This is a genomic window from Mucilaginibacter sp. UR6-1, assembly GCF_020880975.1.
In the GTDB taxonomy this organism is placed as follows: Bacteria; Bacteroidota; Bacteroidia; order Sphingobacteriales; family Sphingobacteriaceae; genus Mucilaginibacter.
In genome coordinates, this window is the sequence record NZ_JAJIWP010000001.1 from 1072475 (window position 1) to 1093969 (window position 21495).

The window sequence follows — 21495 nt, forward strand, 5'->3', positions numbered from 1 at the left end:
GATAGATCAGGCAAAAGATTGGTTTACGTTGGTTAATCAAACCTAAGAATACTAAACGGGTTTAGCAAATTATTTTTTATATTTTGATAGCTACTACATTATATTTGTAACCAATGCTCAACTATCAACCTACGGTGTTATGAGGAAAAAAATATCTATGGATGATATTGCCAGGGACCTTAATATCTCTAAATCAACCATTTCATTTATTATAAATGGCAAGGCAAAGGAGATGCGTATCAGCGAAACCCTCACCAGCCGGGTACTTGACTATGTAAAGGAAAAAAATTACAACCGCAATACGCTGGCCCAAAGCCTTCGCACCGGAAAATCAAATATTATAGGATTAATTGTAGAGGATATAGCCGATGCTTTTTTTTCGAGCGTAGCACGGCTTATTGAGGAGCGTGCTTATAAAAAAGGATACAAGATAATTTACTGCAGCACGGAGGACGATCCTGCAAAAACAGCCGAGCTGATCAATATGTTTAAAAGCCGCCATGTGGATGGCTATATAATTACCGCACCCAAAGGCATTGATAACGAAGTTGCTTTGCTGTTAAACGAAGAAACACCCTTTGTACTTTTTGACCGCTATTTGCCTGAAATACCTACAGATTATGTGGGCATAGATAATTTTTGGGGCGCAAAAATAGCCGTTGAACACCTTGCCAGTCAGGGTTTTAAACATATTGCATTTGTTACGTTGGATTCAGAACAAACGCAGATGACCGACCGGTTAAACGGTTACAACACCGCTATCATCGATGCTTCCCTCCTGCCCCATGTGCTTAAAATACCCTTTTCATTAACGCCGGCTCAGGTAGTGCAGCGAATAAGGAAATTCATTAAAGATGAACCACATACCGATGCTATACTATTTGCAACTAATTACCTGGCCTTGCAGGGTTTTGAGGCACTGCATAAATTAAAGCTGCGTATTCCGGAAGATGTGGCCGTGATCGGGTTTGACGACCATGCTTTTTTTAAGGTGTTTAACCCGCCTGTTACCGCGGTTGCACAACCAATGAAGGCCCTTTCTGAAAAACTGATCAGCGTGCTGTTTAAACGCATGAACGATGAAGACCGTAAACGCACAAAGCACTTTCGTGAAATACTTAAACCGGAACTGATCATACGGGAATCATCTAAAAAACCGGCTTAAACAGCTCACGCTACACGATCGTGTATTTGCACCGGGCGCTGAAAATGATGGCTTAGTGATTTTTACAACATTTTGTTTAATTTAGTACCTATACCCGGCCTGCCCTTATGCAAGCGCCAATTATAACCTGCAACTATACGCATGAAAAACATCTGTAAAACTCTGTTATCTACGGCTTTGCTATTGCCCTTTATTTTGCTTTCGGGATGCCGGAAAAGCAAGGAGCATTCGGTATACCGTATAGGTTTTTCGCAGTGTGTTGGTACTGATCTTTGGCGCAAAACCATGCTCGATGAAATGAAGATAGAGCTATCGCTGCATCCGGGTACAAAGTTTATATATACCGACGCGCAAAACAGCAGCAGCAAGCAGATAGCCCAGGTACGGAGAATGCTTCGGGAGGGCATTGACCTGCTGATCATCTCTCCCAATGAAGCCCAACCACTTACCGAAATTGTTGAGGAGGTTTATAACAAAGGCATACCTGTCATCATTATCGATCGCAAAACATCATCGGCACTGTATACCGCCTATGTTGGCGCCGATAATTACCAATTGGGTAAAATGGCCGGTGAGTATATTGGCTCTACTTTAAAAGGCAAGGCTTCTGTTTTAGAAGTGATGGGGCTGCCCGGCTCATCGCCCGCTATTGAACGCGACAGGGGTTTTACGGACGGGTTAAAGCAATTTCCGGATGTACATATCGCCACAAAGGTGTACGGCGACTGGCTAAAACCTAACACGCACAGGCAACTGGCCCACATAAAAGACGAGCTACCGGCTATTGATGCCGTTTTTGCCCATAATGATGTTATGGCATCGGGCGTGAGTGAATCGTTACAAGCGCTGCAAACCGCATCGGCAGCACGTATTGTAGGGGTCGACGCGTTGCCCGGTCAGGGTGGCGGCCTGCAAATGATAGCCGGTAAAGTAATTGATGCCAGCGTACTGTACCCTACCGGTGGTAAAGAAGCTATTGCTACCGCTTTTAAGATACTTAACAAAGAACCTTTCTCGCGCGAGAACATCCTTAAATCGCTGGTGATAGACTCGGCCAACGTACAACTAATGAATTTGCAGTGGGATAAGGTGCAAAGCCAGCAAAAGGATATTGAGCACCAGCAATTACTGATAGCTGAGCAGCAAAACATCTACAACAACCAGCAAATAGTACTTGATATTATTGTTATCGCTCTTGTACTTACCGTAATATTCGGGGGTCTGGCCTTTTATTCGCTTAATGAGAACCGCAAGATCAACAAAAGCCTGAATGCCAAAAACGAGGAGATACTACTTCAGCGTAACCAATTGCTCGAAATGTCGGCCAAAGCTGAGGTGGCAACCGAAGCTAAGCTCAACTTCTTTACCAACGTATCGCATGAATTTCGTACGCCGTTGACGCTGATATTATCGCCCTTGCAGGATATGATGAACAACCAGAAACTGATGGCCATGGAAGGCAAGAGTATGCACCTGATACACCAGAACAGCCACCGCCTGCTGCGCATGGTTAACCAGATAATTGATTATCGAAAGATAGAGTACGACAAGCAAACCATCAAAACCGCCGAAGGTAACCTGGTTGCCTTTGTACGCGATGTAGTTGATAACTTTAGGATGCACGCGCAAAAGCAGCATATATCGCTCACCATCTCATCGGCCGAGAGTGATATAAAATGCTGGTTTGATGCCGCCATGCTCGAAAAGGTGTTTTTTAACCTGCTGGCCAACGCCATAAAATTTACCGGCGAAAAAGGGCGCATCAGGGTAAAAATAATCCGGCTTGATGATCTTGTAGAAGTTGAGGTACAGGATACTGGCATAGGTATGAGCACCGAAGAACTGAAACTGGTTTTTGATCATTTTTACCAGAGCGACCATATACCTTTAAATGGTTCGGGAATTGGCCTTTCGTTGTCAAAGGAGATCGTTGCGCTGCATCATGGCCACATTAACGTAACCAGCGAAAAATGGCATGGCAGCACATTTACCGTAAGTTTGCCATTAGGTAACGCACATTTAACTGATGATGAACGATCAGTACTGCCGGGCAATTGGGCCGGTATGGAAACACGATCGGCTATTTATAATGCCGACATTAAGGATACGGTAAAGGTTTTGGATAAAAGCCCGTTTGAGGAGCCAAAGCATCACTCCATACTTATAGTTGAAGATAATGCTGAACTACTGGACTATCTGGCCGATAAATTTTCGGAAAGCTATGAGGTGTTTACGGCCACCAGCGGCACCGATGCCATAACCAAGGCCTATGAACTGGTGCCTGATCTGATACTTTCTGATGTTGTTCTGCCCGAAATATCGGGCAAAACGCTTTGTGAAAAACTAAAATCGGATGTGCGCACATCGCATATACCTATAATACTACTTACCGCGCAGGGCAGCATGGAGCAGCAAATATCGGGCATCAATGCCATGGCCGATCTGTACATCACCAAACCATTTAACATAGAGCATTTACAAGCCAGCGTAAATAACCTGCTGCATAACCGCCGCTTACTTAAAAACAGGTTCACCAGCGATATTATGCCGCTTGAGCGCGCATCAGGCCCGAAACAGATAGACAAGAAGTTTCTGAATGATTTTGCCGGCATTGTGGAGCAGAACTTGTCTAACGATAAATTCAATGTTGATGATATATGCAAGGTGATAGGCGTATCGCGAATACAATTGTACCGTAAGGTTAAGGCCTTGCTGGGGTGCAGCATTACCGATTATATTTTAAACCGTCGACTAAAAAAAGCCACCTACCTGCTGCTAAATGAGGACATGACCATTGCCGAGATAACTTATGCCGTAGGCTTTTCAAACCCCAACTACTTCGCTACGGTATTTAAAGGCAAATACAACTGTACTCCAAGCGAGTACAAACGTAAAACACAGGTTTAATAACTGCTGAGTAAAACATGATCAGGGCCAGCTTGTACTGCCTTATTACTGTTTACTGTAATAACATAGTTGTACTGATCTTTTGTCGCTATTTTAAAAAAGCATCATAATTATCATTCCCGCACGCTAAGTGGTGTAATAAACACACTGTTTTTACTATGTAACCAAACCAAACATACATAGTAACAAAAATATAGATTGGCTTTGACCACTACCCGCCATAAAGCAACAAAACATTAACTATCAGCAACTTAAAAATTGTTAAATTTTTTATGGTTTTTGATATAGGATTGCAGCCCTACCCCTGCACTGTAATATAATTTGCGGCAGTAACCAATATTAAAACCATTCTTTTATGAACAAAAATTCTGTGCTGGCCTGGTCAATGGTCGTGGCGCTTGGCGGCTTCTTGTTTGGATTTGACACAGCCGTAATTTCAGGTGCCGAAAAGGCTATTCAAAAATTTTGGGAGCTTAGCGTATTTGAGCATGGCCTTACCATATCCATTGCCCTGATAGGCACAGTGATCGGCTCGTTGTTAGGTGCAAAACCATCGGACATGTTTGGCCGAAAAAATACGCTTTACTTTGTGGCTGCCGCCTACCTGCTATCATCATTAGGTACCGCGTTCGCCAATAACTGGACCGTTTTCCTGGTATTCAGGTTTCTGGGCGGGCTGGGCGTAGGCATATCATCAGTAACAGCCCCTATATATATTTCAGAAGTATCACCTGCCGACAGGCGGGGCAAACTGGTGGGGCTTTTCCAGTTTAACGTAGTGCTGGGTATCCTGCTTTCTTACCTCTCTAATTACCTCATAAGCCAAACAGGTGAGGATAGCTGGCGATTAATGCTTGGCGTACAGGCCATACCGTCATTATTATTCCTTATCCTGATCAGGTTTATTCCTGAAAGCCCGCGCTGGTTAATTCTGCACAGAAATGACCTGAGCGGGGCAAAATCGATTTTGGATATTATTGATCCCCTGAACAGCGAAAAGGAACTCCAAACTATACAGGCATCAGCCCAATCGAATACCGGCAAACAGGAAAGTTTATTTTCTGGGCATTACCGTACACCTATCTTATTAGCTGGCCTGTTCGCCTTTTTTAACCAAGTATCGGGCATCAACGCCATAATATATTACGCGCCGCGGATATTTGAAATGGCCGGGCTTGGCGCGCATACCTCGCTTCTATCAACCGTGGGCATAGGCGTTATCAACTTTGTGTTTACGCTGGCAGCTATTAATGTTATTGATAAAGTTGGCCGCCGTACGCTGATGCTGATCGGCTCTATCGGGCTCATCAGTTCGCTATTATTGGTTGCATTCTCGTTCAATAACGCTGCGCAAAGTGGCTTTTCCATCCCGGTGTATATCATGATATTCATCGCTTTCTTCGCCTTTTCGCAGGGGGCGGTCATCTGGGTATTTATCTCAGAGATCTTCCCTAATTCGGTACGCGCTAAAGGGCAAACCCTGGGCAGTTCAACCCACTGGGTAATGGCAGCGGCAATAGCCTTTTGCTTCCCCTATTTTGCCGAAAAACTGGGCGGCCAAACCACCTTCCTGTTCTTTGCTGTCATGATGGTGTGCCAGCTCATTTTTGTATGGAAGTTTATGCCCGAAACCAAGGGCCGCAGCCTTGAGCAAATTGAAACCAATCTTATCATCCATTAATTCAAAGCCATGTTACATCAACAAAATTTAGCTGTTTGTTACGGCGAAGTATTATGGGATATTTTACCCGATGGCCCCCAAGCCGGTGGCGCGCCGCTTAACGTTTGCTACCATTTAAATAAATTAGGATTACCAGCCGGAATAGTGAGCCGTATTGGAAATGATGAAAACGGCAGTGACCTAATAGCGCTGATCAGATCTGCCGGTATAGCTACCAACCTGATACAAACCGACAGCTTTTACAAAACCGGCGAAGTAATAGCCGAAATAAACGGTACCGAAGAGGTTAAATACACAATAGTTTCGCCTGTAGCGTGGGACTATATTGACTACCAGCAAGAACAAACAGAGGCGTTGGACGCTGCACGTTACCTGGTTTACGGCACCTTGGCCTCACGTAATTCTGCCTCGCGCGATACGCTTTTCAGGCTACTTGAAACGGATGCGATAAAAGTGTTTGATGTTAACCTACGGCCGCCGCACTTTACACCTACTTTGCTTCATGATTTGCTTTTAGCAACCGATATATTAAAATGTAACCAGGAAGAGATCAACATTATTTGCGAGCTGTTTGGTGCGCCGAATGACAACCACAGCCAGATACTTTTCCTGATAGAAAAGTTTGGATTAAAAGAAGTAATACTTACCCGCGGGCGCAACGGAGCGCTTTATTTTAATGGCGATGACGTTTTTAAGGCACATCCGCCGGTTATAAAAATGGCCGATACCATTGGCAGCGGTGATGCTTTCCTGGCAGCTTTTATTTACAATCACTATCATCAAAAACAGCCGCAAACCATTATTGACAATGCCGTAGCCATGGGCGCCTTTGTAGCCTCAAAAAAAGGCGGCTGCCCCGTTTATCAGCCTATTGAATTGTATGAGTTTTTGAATTACCACCTACAGTTATAAACCACAACCCAATTAAAACCAAACATGAGAAAACTATTACTTTTTTGCTGCCTGCTAACAGCACTGGCGCAAAGCGGGCTGGCGCAAACGCCAACCATTACCGGTACCGTTACCGATCAAAATTCGGCACCGCTTGAGGGTGTTACCGTTACGGTTATTGAAACACAAAAGGCCATGATTACTGATGCCAAGGGTAACTTTAGCTTGCAGGCAACCATAGGCCAAACACTGAATTTTAGCTACATGGGCGCGCAAAGTGTTACCCGCAAACTAAGCAGTACCGCCAAACTTACCGTGGCTATGGAGATAAGCAACACCAACCTGAACGAGGTGGTGGTTACCGGCTACCAAAAGGAACGAAAGAAGGATCTTACAGGCGCGGTATCTGTAGTAAACACAAAGGACATTAAGGATATACCTTTGGGCAACCCGGTAAAGGCATTACAAGGCAGGGTTGCCGGTGTTAACATTACTACCGATGGTAACCCCGGCGGCGGCGCAACGGTGCGCATACGTGGCATAGGTACGCTGGGCAACAATGACCCTTTGTATGTTATTGATGGTGTGCCCACTACCCGTGGTTTGCAGGAGCTTAATCCGGATGATGTGGAATCGATACAGGTACTGAAGGATGCCTCATCAGCCTCTATTTATGGTTCGCGGGCGGCAAATGGCGTAATCATTGTAACTACCAAGCGGGCTAAAAGCGGCCAGAGCCGTATCACCTTCAATGGCTCATCATCATGGCAGTTTTATAACTCTAAACTTGATGTGCTGAACACTAATGACAGAGGCCGGGCTTACTGGCAAGCCGCTGTTAATGACAGGCAAAACCCTAACCTTAACTCAACCTATCAGTACGACTGGAATAACAACTTTGATAACCCGGTACTGAACAGTGTGATATTGCCTGAATTTTTAGACGCAGCAAAAACCATGCGCCCGGCTGATACCCGCTGGTTTGATGAAATATCGCAAACATCACACATACAACAATATAACCTGGATGTATCAAACGGGACTGAAAAAAGCAACTCGCTGTTTTCAGTAAGTTATTATGACAATAAAGGTATCATCAAAGAAACCCGCAATCAAAAAATTACTGCCAGGTTCAACGCTGATTACAGCCTGTTTGGCGGGCGCTTAAAAATTGGCGAGAACTTTTCGGGTTCATACATACGTAACCCCATGCTACCGCTGGGTGATATAACTATTTTGTCGCTCATTGATTTTTCTATCATCCCGGTGCGTACTATTGATGGCGGCTGGGGAGGCCCATCTGCAGGTATGGCCGACAGGCAAAACCCGGTAAGACTTATTGAGGATAACAAACAGAACATCAACCACCTGGGCCGTATATTCGGTAACGCTTATGCCGATCTGGCTATACTGCCTAACCTTACACTATCAACCAATTACGGTATTGATTACGCTACCAATTTCAATCGCACGCTGCGCAAATCATACGTTTCAGGCTATTTGGTCGACCCATCAAATGCCGTTGCCAGTAACAGTTCGTACGATGGCAACCTGATCTGGAAAAACCAACTGACTTACAACCTTGCCTTTAACAAACACAAGATTGACATCCTTGCCGCGCATGAACAGATCAAAATCATGAACCGCAATTTGGGAGGCAGCAGGCAAGGTTACGCGCTCGAGAACATGAACTATGCCTATCTGAATGCCGGCTCAACCAACATAGCCAACTACGGCGGTGGATCAGGCAATTCACTGCTTTCTGTGTTCGGCCGCGTAAATTACTCATATAACGACAGGTATATCGCTTCAGTAACACTTCGTCGCGATGGTTCATCACGTTTTGGCAGCAACAACAGGTACGGCACCTTCCCAGCGGCATCATTGGGCTGGCGTGTGAGCGAGGAAGCATTCATAAAGGATCATTTCTCTTTTATTTCTGACCTGAAACTGCGTTACGGCTGGGGCCGCACCGGTAACCAGGAGATTGATAATTACGCCAATTACTCGTTATACACTCCTATATACGGCACCAACCCAACCGGTAACTTTGATGGTGGTACCGCTTATGATATTGGCGGTAATGGCACAGGCCAGCTACCATCGGGCTTTGTGCTGGTACAAACCGGCAACCCCGACATCAGGTGGGAAGAAAAAACAGAGAACAACTATGGTATCGACTTTGGTTTGTTCAACAACAGCATCACCGGTTCAATTGACTACTTTACCAAAAACACTACAGATATATTAATAAAGCCTGCTTATTTAGCTGTTAAAGGCAATGGCGGCGACCGTTTTGCCAACGGCGCATCAGTATACAATAAGGGTTTTGAAATGGTGCTCAACTACTCCTCATCATTCAATGATTGGAAGGTTGACCTTTCGGGTAATTTCTCAACCTATCGTAACCGTATAACCAAGCTACCGTCAGAGGTGCTGACCTCATACCCTGGCAACGGTACCGACAAAACCATTCTGGGCCGTTCAGTAAACTCTATGTTTGGTTATGTGGCTGATGGTATATTTCAAAACCAGGCCGAGGTTGATGGCTCGCCCGAGCAGCCGGGCAAAGGCATAGGCCGTATCCGTTACAAAGATCTGAATGGCGATAACATCATTAACGATCGCGACCGCGACTACATTGGACGCGGCGACCCCGATTTTCTTTATGGTTTCAATGCCAACATCAGCTACAAAAGTTTCGATCTGTCGTTCTTTTTACAAGGCGTTCAGGGTAATGATGTGAACAACACCTACAAAAACCTGACTGATTTTTCATCGCTTGCTCCCGGCGCTAACTGGGGCTCGCGCGTGTTGCAGGCATGGACGCCGCAAAACACATCATCAACCATACCCGCCCTTACTACTGTTGACAGGAATAACGAGGGTCGCTTTTCAACCTATTTTATCGAGAGCGGATCGTACCTTAAACTACGTAACATTCAGTTAGGCTATAACCTGAAGAACCTTTTAACTAAATACAAGGTACAGAACGCCCGCCTGTTTTTACAGGCCAGCAACCTTGTTACCATCAAATCGTCATCATACACAGCTCCTGACCCGGAAAACCCGGGCAACGGTTTCCCGATACCGGTTATAACTACAGTTGGGCTTAACGTTACTTTTTAACCAATTATAACACAACATGAAAAGATATATATTACCTGCACTGATGGTTTGCCTGCTGGCAACATCATGCAAAAAATTTTTAGACGAGCAGCCGCAGGGCACTGTATCCGGTAATGACCTGAACACGCCTGAAAACGTAGACAAGATGCTTATATCCGCCTATTCAGCTTTAGGTAATGATGCCTTTACGGCGCCTTACAGCAACCTATGGTCATACGGCAGTGTGCGAAGCGGCGATGCTTACAAAGGTGGCGATGGCCCCGGCGACGTGGGCGATTTTCACGCTTACGAAACCTTCGCCCTTAATCGTGTTGATCTGGGTGCTTCGGATGTTACCTGGTTCAGGCTATACGTTGGCGTTGGTCGCGCTAACGACGCGCTAACACGGATAAATGCCATGACAGAGGCAGACTATCCTAACAAAACGGCCCGCCAGGCCGAGGCTCGCTTTTTGCGCGGTCATTTTTATTTTTTGTTAAAGATCTTATATAAACATGTACCCTATATTGACGAAACCATTGATCGCGCAGCTTATGATACGGTATCAAACCGAGGCTATTCAAGCGATGCCTTATGGACCAAGATAGCCGGCGATTTCAGGTTCGCGGCCGAAAACCTGCCGACAACGCAGGCCGAAGTTGGGCGCCCTAATCAATACGCGGCCAAAGCATATCTGGCTAAAACCCTATTGTACCAGGCCTATACCCAGGATGAAAACAATAACGTTACCGGTAAAGACCAGGCAAAACTAACCGAGGTTAACGCGCTATGCGACGAAGTGATCGCAGGCCCATATTCCCTGTTCCCTGACTATGCGCAAAACTTTTTAACGCAATATGAGAACGGCTCCGAATCGGTGTTCGCCATACAATACTCCCTTGATGACAATACCCCGTTTGGCCGTATTGATAACGGGCATTCGCTAAACTACCCCATGAATAAGGAGTATGGCTGCTGCGGTTTCCATGTGCCAAGCTATAACCTTATCAATGCCTTTGTTACCAATAGCCAGGGACTGCCTGATTTTAGCACCTTTAACAATAACGAGATAGCTAAAGAAGGTGATTATGAATCGCATTCGTTTGACCCTCGGCTTGACCATACCGCTGCCATACCGGGGCACCCTTACAAGTATCGTCCATCATTCATCTACCAAACATCATGGTCGCGCGCGCCGCAAATTTACGGGCCCATGCTGAGCTTGAAAGAAACGGTATTGTTTGATGATCCATCGTTCAAGCGCTTCCCTCCTTTTATGTCGAGCTCAAAAAACTGGGCGATCATCAGGTTTGCTGATGTGATGCTGATGAAAGCTGAGGCGCTTATTGAACTGGGCCGCGAACAGGAAGCCCTGCCGCTGATCAACGCTATCCGCACCAGGGCCAAAAACAGTACCGGCCGTTTAAAAATGAGCGATGGTACATCTACCTCAAATTACCTGATCAACACCTATCAGCCCGGCGTAAACTGCACCTGGACCAATGATTACGCGCGCCAGGCCCTGCGTTATGAGCGCCGCATGGAGTTTGCTATGGAGGGTTACCGCTTTTTTGACCTGGTACGCTGGGGTATTGCGGCTGAATACATGAATACGTACTTTGCCAAAGAAAAAGGTCGTGTTACACATTTAAACGATGCCTCATTTAAAAAGAACCGTGACGAATATTTGCCTGTACCTCTAAACCAGATCAACTTTAGTAAAGGGCTTTACAAACAAAATACCGGATGGTAAACCAATACAGGGTAATTGATGCTTACCCTGCAATTATAACTTGTTAATATAAATACTGAACCATGAATACTACTTTTAAAGCAATGCTTACCTGTTGCCTTGCCGCTTACAGCGCTTTGCAGGTACAGGCGGCTGATCTGCCTATTAAAATTACCAAGCGATATTTAAACTTCCCCATATCGCAGGCACAACAAAGAGGAAACATGAAATTCTCTATCGGAGGTAAAAAGGAGCGTGAGTTTAAGATACGCCTGGCCAATGGCGAGCCTGAATACTGGGTGTTTTGCGATATGACGCAATATAAAGGCAAAACCATTACCATTAGTTATGATGGTGACGACGCAGGCCTGTCGAAAATTTACCAGGATGATAAGATAGCCGGGCAGGATTCAATGTATCATGAAAAAAACCGCCCGCAATTTCACTTTACTACCCGCCGTGGCTGGATAAACGACCCTAACGGATTGATATTTTATGAAGGCGAATACCACCTGTTTTACCAGCATAATCCATTTGAAAAGGAATGGGAAAACATGTCATGGGGGCATGCGGTAAGTAAGGATATGATACATTGGCAGGAATTGCCGGTAGCGCTTCATCCGGATGATATGGGCACGATGTTCTCAGGCTCGGCAGTAATTGATTACAACAACACCGCCGGTTTTAACAAAGGCAAAACCCCAGCCATGATAGCTACCTATACCGTTGACGGGCATGGCAAACAAGTACAATGCATGGCTTACAGCCTTGATAAAGGCCGTACCTGGACAAAGTACAAGGGCAATCCGCTGATTGATTCAAAAGAGAAATGGAACAGCCAGGATACGCGTGACCCGCGTGTATTTTGGTATGCACCGGGCAAACATTGGGTATTGGTATTAAATGAGCGCGACGGGCACTCCATCTATAACTCTGCTAATTTAAAGGATTGGGCCTACCAAAGCCATACCACCGGTTTTTGGGAATGCCCCGACTTATTTGAGCTGGCTGTTGATGGCGACAAAAGCAAAACCAAATGGGTGATGTACGGCGCGTCTAACACCTACATGATCGGCTCATTTGATGGTAAAAAATTCACCCCCGAGTCGGGCAAGCACTACTTCAGCACGGGTAGTATTTATGCTGCGCAAACTTTTACCAATATACCCGAAAGTGATGGCCGCAGGATACAGATTGGCTGGAGCCGCCTGTCGCACCCGGGTATGCCTTTTAACGGCATGATGCTATTACCTACTGAGCTTACGTTAAAAACAACCAGGAACGGCGTACGTCTGTTCAGCACGCCGATAAGAGAAACCGAACAATTGTTTGAAAAAGCCGGGCAGTGGACAAACCTTAAAGAGGGCGCGGCCAATGATCAGCTTAAAGCTTATAACAACAGCGATCGGCTACGCATAAAAGTAACCATTAAGCTCTCGCACGCCACAAGTGCCGGGCTTAACCTGTTTGGCCAGCATATTATTGATTATGACATGAACTACAACACGCTCAACGGTGTTTTTTACTCGCCTGAAGACATGACCAGTATGGAATTAAGCGCTGATATTTATATTGACCGCACATCGGTAGAAGTATTTATTGATAACGGCGCTTACTCCTACTCTTTTCAAAGAAAGCCGGATACTAAAAATACTGAAGGCTTCCATTTTTGGGGTACCAATATAGATGTAAAGAACCTGGAGGTTTATACAGTGAAATCTGTATGGGAGTAAAATAAAGATCAACAGATACAAGATAAAATACGCAACGCTACCAGGAATGCCATATTAATAATCCTGGTAGCGTGCGCATTTTAACTGAATGTTTGGCATTGCGCAATTATTTGCGCCTTTCCTGCTTGTATATGTTACTTATTTCAGCAGCAGTGAGCGGTGTTTTATAGATCTTAACTTTATCCATTTGTCCGTGAAAAATACGCTCACCCGGAAATTCCTCGTTTCGCCCTAAAACCCATTTGCTGGTGTTAGACAGATCAGCGCTTTCTTCCGTTTCAGCAGTACCCGATAATATGCCATCAATATAAAGTTCGAGTTTTTTTCCGCTGCAAACGCCGGCAATATGGTGCCAGTTATCCCTCCAGTCAGCCGGAAGGTTTACCGTACAATCGCCCCGCCCCCAGCCACCGGCAAAAAAGGTGAGTGTTTTTTGATCGGTAACCTGTAACACATGGCTATCTCCTTTAGTTATTATGTCAACCAGGCCCTTTTCATTACCGGTGGGATATACCCAACCCATCATGGTGAGCGTTTCGCCCATTTCATCCAGGCTTGCGGCATTGGGCACCTCAACATAGTTATCTTCATTAAATACAAAATGCCCGCTGCTGTTTTTATTGGCCAATATGATATGCCCGTTACTTCCAAACCCCGACGAATCAGGAATCATATCAGTCACCTTCACCCCACCCGGAGATAGCGACAGCAACAATGCCTCTGCTGGTTGCTGATAAACCTTATAACGTATTTGCAGGCCATTTACCGCAACCTGATGAAAACCGGAACCTGACGATACGAGCTTATGCTGTACATCTCTTTTCTCCCCGGCATCCAGCAAAATCGTATCAGTAAATATCAGTTTGTTGTCAAGGCTGATCGGTACATAAAAAGTACGTGCGCGCCCATCAACATTTTGTATAGTGTAGCTCAGTTTACCTTGCTCTTGTAAACTCACCATAGGCATAGTTTTGATACCTGTAATGCGCAACGCGTTTTCAGGTTTCAAGTTTGTAGAAATGACCTTAACATTTACCGGTTTAAAACCTTCCATACTTAAAGTGGTATTTTTTGCAGCATAGAGTTGCAGGCCAATTGAATCCTGTATGGTTTGCCCCTGTTCAACAAGGGCATTTTTATACGCATAGGGTTTTACATCTCTGAAAACGATCACTTTTTGCAGACCCGTACTACCGTTGTTAGTCAACTTGTAACGCATATAAAAAAGCTGACCGGGCGCTACTTTATTAGCCGATACTGATATATTACTTATTTGTATATCTGCCGGTTTTTGTGTTTCTGATAGCGCTGCTGGATCTTTATCATTTAGCCATTGTGATAGCTCGCTGCTCATCTCAAAAGCTATACTTCCGCCATTGGATAACAGGGTATGCGGTATAGTAAGCTGTTGCCACGGCTTTCCGTTTATACTTACCGAGCCTACATAACCACCCTGCTGATCGCTGCTGATGGTTAGCTTCCGATCATTAAGCAGGTTTAACGTTACCGTTTTAAACAGTGGCGTACCGATACTATACAAAGGTTTGCCGGGGCAGGTTGGGTAAAAACCCATCGCGCTGAAAATATACCAGCTTGAAGTTGAACCCAGATCATCATTACCCGGCAAGCCGCCAGGCGAGTTAGTAAAACGCCCGAGCATGATTTGCCTGCACCACTTTTGTGTTAAATCCGGTCTACCAGCCTGATTGAACAGATAGGGTACTTGGAATACGGTTTCATTATCAAAAACTATTACCTGGTTCTGCAAAACAGAATCCAGCCTTTCAGCAAACAACTTATCGCCACCACTAAGGTTAACCAAATCTTTAACATTTTGTGGCACAAAGTAACCATATACCCATTGGTCGCCCTCCTTATAGCCCGACATACCGGGCTGTAATTTAAACACATTGCCGTTTTTGGGTAAAAAGGTAACGGCATCCTTATTGAATAAATTACGGTAGTTATACCCCCTCCCCAATTCCAAATTCCACGTGCTGCTATCCGCTATTACATTTTTAGCGAACTGCGCCAAAGCCCAATCGTCATAAGCATATTCAACCGTACGGGTAACTGATTCGGCATAAGTAAAAGGCACATATCCGTTTTGATGATACGCCTCCATGTCCTTTTGCAAAAACGGACCGGTAACAAGGCTTTTCTTCATGGCCTCGTAAGCTTCCGCCTTGTCAAAACCTTGAATGCCTTTCAGATAACTGTCTACAATAATAGGGATTGCATGGTTACCCGTCATTGACTCAATGGGCAAATGCCCGTTTTGCCTATAAACATCAAGCATGGAAAGTATCACATCCTTTTGCTTATCAGGATACAATAACGTTAACAGCGGGTGCAGTGTGCGAAAGGTATCCCAAGGAGAAAACGCGCCGTATTGATCATGACCACTGCGTTGGTGAATTTTGCCATCGCCGCCGAGGTAACGGCCATCAGCATCATCAATAACCCAGGGTACCAGCAATGAATGATATAACGCGGTGTAAAAAACAGTTTTGCCCTGTACGTTATCATCAGCTACATCAATTACCGATAGTTTTTTTTGCCACGCTAAAACGGCCTGTTTCCGTATCTCGTCAAAGCCTGCCCTGCCTTGCTCCTTATTGATATTCTGCTTAGCCGCGGCATGGTCGATTGAGGATGTGCTCAACCTCACATTAAGTATTTTTGCTGATGATGATTTAGAAAAGCTAAACAGCCAGCCGCCTTTAACCCGTTTTTTTGCCTGGTAAGGCTCTGAAAAAAGTATTACAGCGTTTCGGCTGCCAACATGCAATTCCTGGTTGTATGGCGTGACCATCTCCCCTGCATCGGCCACAAAAAGCCGGGGAGCTACTTGATTGTTGAAGGTAATTTGAAAAATACCGGTTCTTGGTGTGGTTGTAGCTTCAACCGTGGTGCCACCATCAAATATAACTTTGTAATAGCCTGGCGATGCAGTTTCCTTCTCATGCGAAAATTTTCGCCTGTAATTCCCCGATGCGATATCAGCGTTGGCTGCCACAGGCATAATACCTAACTGGCCTGCCGAACCTTCGGGAAAGCCGCTCATATGACCGAAGCAAGTAAAATAATAGATAACCGAGTCGGTATAATTATATCCCCTGGCTCCTTTTAAACTGGTTTCGGGGCTTAGATGTATAAAGCCTGATGACGCAACCGCACCGGGATAGATACCTCCCGCGCTTCCCCAACGGGTAATTACATTACTTTTTGCGGTACCAATAAATGGGTTTACATATTGCAGGTAATTGTGAGCCTGCTGTGCATTAGCGCTGAAACTGATAGCCAGCAAAATGCAAAGGATAAGGCTTATTTGTATGGTTAACCTTTTCAAACGGCTTATATTTTTATGTAGATCTTCCGTTTATCCAGCACATAGGCCACCAGCCAGCATAACAGCATATAACATATCGCGAAAACCAGGGTGCCAAACGAGCCTGGGAAAATCTGCTGAAACAACACCCGGTTGATCCACTCGTAAATGCTTACACCGGGTTGTACCCATATAGTGACGATGATGGTAAAAAGCAACTCCGACAGTAAATAGATAGCCAGTGGGTTACGGCCAAACGTTAAAAAAAAGTTGGTGCCCAGGTTCAGGTTTTTGATCTCGATGGCATATAATAAAAAGCCCAATATGGCCATATCAATCCCAATGGTTAAGAGGGTAAAAGTACCTGTCCATAATTTTTTACCTATCGGGAAGAACTGGCCCCAAAACAAAGCAACGCAGATAAGCAATGTACCTAAGATGAACAGCTTTGCCACAGCTTCATAGTTTTTCCCTTTGCGTTGAATAAACGCGCCTGCAAGGTAACCGCCTATAACATTCACTATAGCTGGCAGCGTACTCAACAATCCTTCCGGATCGAAAGCTATTGGCCCACCTTTATCATGGTAAAGATGAGCGTTGCCCATTACAAAAATATCAAACCTTGTACCGGCATTGCCCAGCATGGTATACTCGGCACCGGCAGCGCCAAACACCATTAATAGTAACCAGTAACCCATTAACAGGATTACCGAAATAATAGCAGCCGTTTTAACCGAAAAATAATGAATGATTAACGCTCCGAAAAAATAACACAGCGCTATACGCTGCAACACGCCCATAATACGGGTATTGGCTAATGGATTGACCGCCCAGCCATCTCCTTCACGATGCACGAACGGGAACCAGTACATCAGGTAACCTAACAAAAAGATGACCAGTGTACGTTTTATCACCTTACCAAAAAACACGGCATCGGTTTCGTATCTCTTTTTTGAAAAGCTCAACGCGTTACCTACCGCGAACAGGAAGGATGGAAACACCAGGTCAGTTGGTGTAAAGCCGAACCATTGCGCATGATCAAGCGGCGACCATACCGGAGCTCCTGAACCGGGCGCGTTAACAATGATCATAAAACAGATGGTCATTCCGCGAAAAACATCAAGCGCGGTAAATCTTTGGCTGGTAGTAGCAGTCATTTTTTGTGTTTATGATAGTAGATCAATAAGCCGCTTTAATAATAGTATTGTATTTGGCATACAGGGATTTCGCCGTTTCAACCGGATCTCCTTTGGCTACATCGGTATAAGCGTTATCATGTTTGTTCACCCACTGCCATTCCCAATTCTTTACCTGTTTATCAAACGCAGCTTCATCAAGTGGCTTGCCTGCTGCCATCGCTTTACTTAACGCGGTAAAATATAGCTGCCAGCGTTGCTTATAATATCCTTTTATTAAGCCCGACCATTGCCTGTTCGAGTATTCGCGCAGGCCGCTTTCCTTATCGCCCCAAAGGGTTACCAGGTCGCGCGCGTTAAATTCATACAGATCCTTCTCACTGGCTGTGATGCCGTTTGCCCTTGCTTCGTTTATCCATTTACCCAATAAAAAATCCTTGCGGGTGGCAAGCAGTGCATCCATATCATCCATCAGTTGTAAAAAAGCGTTGCTATAGCGTTTAAATTCCTCTTTATTATTGTTTTTATAGGCCGATACCCATTGCTGCTGCAGCGGCGTGGCATAGTTGGCCAATACCTGTCGGGTAACATCAACCACATCGTACTGATAGCCATCACTTTGTTTCAGGCTGTCGCTCGCGTTGAGCAGTAATTCCCAGGCCTGTACCAGTTGCATAGGGTCATAATTGAGCTTGGTTAATACCCTGTCGATAGTTTTTTGCTGTGTTGGGCGTGCTACTATGATTGATTCAGGGCCTCCCTCGGTAAGGCCACCGCTATAAACAGAATTTAATAGCAGGTTCCACGCCTTATCAGCATTGGTATTTATGGCACCATAACGGCGCTGGGCATAGTTTTTTATCCATTCATCGGCATCAATGGGTGTATCTCGCCATACGTTCTCCAGCATCAGGGCAAATAGCGCCGGGTTTTGCTCTATCCCTTCGGGTGTAAGGCCGATACCGAGCATTTGCTTTGATTCCGGATCGTGCAGGGCAATAGCCGGATCAGCCGCCACATGGCGCATACGGCCGAACATGCTGATGTTGCCGCCAAAATTTTGCAACATATTCCATATCCATGGTTTGCCATAGTAAGCGTCGGTACGGTTCCATACCGGGTGCGATTCGCTGTACAGATCAAGCACGATCATATGCTCATCGGGCACTGCATTCAGCAGCGCCTTTATTTGTTGCTGCTGCCAAAATTTGCTGTTATAATGGAACATCCAGCCCTGCATAACCCATACGGCCTTTGGGTCGGCGGCGGTCATGGAGTGGAGTACCTTTTTGCTCATTCCGTCGAGATAGGTAGAGTCATTAGTTGGCGGTATGTTCTCATTAAAGGTATCTGCCGAGTAAAGGTGGTCGGTACCAAATTCTTTGGTTTGCGCCTCTATGTATTTTTTGCCGATCTGCTCAAACATGGCATCATCCGGGTCGAGTATGTACACATCAGGAAAACCGGCATCCCAATTGGTTTTTTTAACCCTGGCATTCGGGAATTTTTGCTTGAACGATGACGGCACATGCCCGGTAAATGACGACAGTACCGGTGTCATCCCGAAAGCACGCTCACGCTCCAGTATCTGCTTTTGCAATTGTTTGTGGCTATCCATCCAATGCTGCGGCAAAGGGCCACCCCAGGCATCAATATTACCCATCCAAAACCATGAAAAGTATGCCGGGCCGCTAAAAAAGGCATCAAGCTCCTTATCGGTAAAGCCCATATCTTTATATACCTGCTGCCATATAGCCTCCTCACCGGTTATAGCCAACGGCATGTTGATGCCGTTAAGTGCCATCCAGTCGATCTCCTTTTGCCAGCGTTTCCAATCCCACCAGGCCATGGTATAATTAAAGGTGCAATAGTTTAAGTAGTAGCGGTATTTGTAAGGTGTGGCTTTATGAATTTTATCGTTAACCACAGGCAATGTTGCAGGCAGGTTAAGGTTAGTACCGTTCCAGCCAATATCGGCAAAACAATAGTTTTTAAGGTAATAGTTTAACGCCGAAGCTACAGACAGGCCGTTGCTTCCGCGTAAAACGATCTTACCATCCCGGTTGTCCAACTCAAAAACATCCTTACCATTATCCTGCCGTACATCCTCAATTATAAATGAATTGCCCCTGCCCGGTATAACCCTCTCAATAAAAGCCTGTAAGGCCGGTTTGTTTACCTGCGCGTAAGTTTGAACACTAACTGCAAAAATTAAAAACGTAAGCAGACCTTTCTTCATCAGTATAATTTAGAATATGATGTTTGATATATTAAAAATACCGGCAGCCTGACGTAATGAGGCTGCCGGCATGTTGAACTTATTAAATTTAGAAATTAGGGTTTTGAATTAAAACGCCCTTACTTTTATCAATCTCTTCCTGCGGAATTGGATAATAGTAGTGTTTTGGCCTCACAAAAGTTACGGTTTTATTCCTGTCAATAGGCGCTTTTGATACAGCACGGTTATAAATGGCGGCAATATCAACAATATTCGCTTTATCCCAGCGCATTAAATCCTGATGGCGCTCGCCTTCACCGGCCAGTTCAACACGGCGTTCGTGTATTAGCTGTGCCATACCCGCGCCAACTACCAGCGGCAGCGATGTTGAAGCACGCCTGCGCACCTGATTGATCAGTGCGTCGCCCGCGCCCGCGCCTTGTGTGCGTATCAAGGCTTCGGCAACTAACAGGTAAATATCCGCCGAACGCATCAGTGGCACGGCATAGCTATGGTCAGGCCCGCCGCCATCAGCCTCAGTATTAAATACGGCGTATTTTTTAAAGCTGAAACCTGTTGATGAAAGGTCGGCAGTAAAAGTAGTTAATCCTTTACCATCACCCAGATCAACCTGGTCGCCTACACTTAACAGCGTGGCTGCCTTGCGCGGGTCGTTGGCCTCAAACTCATCAGCAAGGCCCTGCAATGGCTGACTAAAACCATACCCTCCCCATGGCCGCGGAATGTAATAAATGGTATAATCGTTCTGTATCACATTCTGCACCGCCTGTACGGCAAACAAAATTTCTTTACTGCTTTCGTTAGCGCGGGTAAAGTTATCGGCATAATTTGCGGCAAGCGCGTAATTGCTGTTGTTAACTACCTGCTGACCGGCGGCTATAGCTTCGGGGAATTTTTCCCAGTACATATACAACTTGGTTAGCAAACCCAATGCTGTACCCTTGCTCACGCGGCCACGATCAGCAGCACCATAGCTTTCAGGTAGCAGATCAACCGCTTTAAGCAGATCGGCTTCAATTTGCTTCCTCACCTCTTCAATGGTTGATTTTGGCTTGTTAAAATTCTGATTGGTGTAATCCTCATCAGTAATAATAGGCACATCGCCATAAATAACCATTAAGCGCCAGTAACCAAAGGCGCGCATAAAATAGGCTTCGCCCATGCTGCGGTTTTTAATGGCTTCGCTTATCGCTGTAATTTTAGGGATATTGATGATGCAGTTGGTTGAGCGGTTAACCGTTTCGTACTTCCATTTCCAGCTATAACGCACCTGCGCGTTGGAGGCATCGTAGGTTAAATTTTCAATTGCTTCATCCTCACTGTGGTCGCCGGAGCGCCAGTAATCATCAGATGCTACATCAAAAGTAGTTTCGGCGTGTGAGATGTAGTCTTCTCCCTCTAATAAACTGTAAATACCGGTTATGGCATTTACGGCATCAGCCTCGTTAAGGAAGTAGTTGTCAGTATTGTACACCCCTTTCTGATCCAGATCAAGGGCTTTTTTACAGGCAGGGGCAAAAGTTATACCCATCGCCATCATCATATATATTATATTTTTTGCTTTCATGGAGA

Annotated in this window: 11 protein-coding genes; 7 read left to right on the forward strand and 4 right to left on the reverse strand. The window is 45.3% G+C overall.

What is annotated here, in order from left to right; all coding sequences use genetic code 11:
- Window positions 1–139 precede the first annotated feature (139 nt).
- The 7 genes from LJ707_RS04605 (at window position 140) to LJ707_RS04635 (ending at window position 13217) form a co-directional block, all read left to right on the forward strand.
- The gene (locus LJ707_RS04605; RefSeq protein ID WP_228949620.1) at window positions 140–1165 is read left to right on the forward strand and encodes a LacI family DNA-binding transcriptional regulator; all 1026 of its coding nucleotides are present in this window, start codon (window positions 140–142) and stop codon (window positions 1163–1165) included.
- Between the two features lie 141 nt (window positions 1166–1306).
- Window positions 1307–4072 carry a substrate-binding domain-containing protein gene (locus LJ707_RS04610; protein WP_228949621.1) on the forward strand — a complete coding sequence of 922 codons (2766 nt, stop codon included), beginning with the start codon at window positions 1307–1309 and terminating at the stop codon, window positions 4070–4072.
- A 355-nt stretch (window positions 4073–4427) separates the two neighbouring features.
- Window positions 4428–5753: a sugar porter family MFS transporter gene (locus tag LJ707_RS04615; RefSeq protein ID WP_228949622.1), complete on the forward strand. Its 1326-nt coding sequence runs from the start codon at window positions 4428–4430 to the stop codon at window positions 5751–5753.
- 9 nt (window positions 5754–5762) lie between these two features.
- On the forward strand, window positions 5763–6665 hold the full coding sequence (locus LJ707_RS04620) for a carbohydrate kinase (RefSeq protein WP_228949623.1): 903 nt from the start codon (window positions 5763–5765) through the stop codon (window positions 6663–6665).
- A 24-nt stretch (window positions 6666–6689) separates the two neighbouring features.
- Complete coding sequence (locus tag LJ707_RS04625; protein ID WP_228949624.1) at window positions 6690–9773, forward strand: TonB-dependent receptor; 3084 nt, start codon at window positions 6690–6692, stop codon at window positions 9771–9773.
- 16 nt (window positions 9774–9789) lie between these two features.
- Window positions 9790–11505, forward strand: a complete 1716-nt coding sequence (locus LJ707_RS04630; protein ID WP_228949625.1) for a RagB/SusD family nutrient uptake outer membrane protein — start codon at window positions 9790–9792, stop codon at window positions 11503–11505.
- 62 nt (window positions 11506–11567) lie between these two features.
- Window positions 11568–13217: a glycoside hydrolase family 32 protein gene (locus LJ707_RS04635; RefSeq protein WP_228949626.1), complete on the forward strand. Its 1650-nt coding sequence runs from the start codon at window positions 11568–11570 to the stop codon at window positions 13215–13217.
- 106 nt (window positions 13218–13323) lie between these two features.
- Here LJ707_RS04635 and LJ707_RS04640 read toward each other — a convergent pair whose 3' ends face one another.
- From LJ707_RS04640 to LJ707_RS04655, 4 genes are all read right to left on the reverse strand, one after another.
- The gene (locus LJ707_RS04640) at window positions 13324–16569 is read right to left on the reverse strand and encodes a GH92 family glycosyl hydrolase (RefSeq protein WP_228949627.1); all 3246 of its coding nucleotides are present in this window, start codon (window positions 16567–16569) and stop codon (window positions 13324–13326) included.
- 5 nt (window positions 16570–16574) lie between these two features.
- Complete coding sequence (locus LJ707_RS04645; RefSeq protein WP_228949628.1) at window positions 16575–17705, reverse strand: acyltransferase family protein; 1131 nt, start codon at window positions 17703–17705, stop codon at window positions 16575–16577.
- Between the two features lie 22 nt (window positions 17706–17727).
- Entirely contained in the window at window positions 17728–19923 is a 2196-nt protein-coding gene (locus tag LJ707_RS04650; RefSeq protein ID WP_228949629.1) for an alpha-N-acetylglucosaminidase, read from the reverse strand.
- An 88-nt stretch (window positions 19924–20011) separates the two neighbouring features.
- Window positions 20012–21490: a RagB/SusD family nutrient uptake outer membrane protein gene (locus LJ707_RS04655; RefSeq protein ID WP_228949630.1), complete on the reverse strand. Its 1479-nt coding sequence runs from the start codon at window positions 21488–21490 to the stop codon at window positions 20012–20014.
- Window positions 21491–21495: the final 5 nt, after the last annotated feature.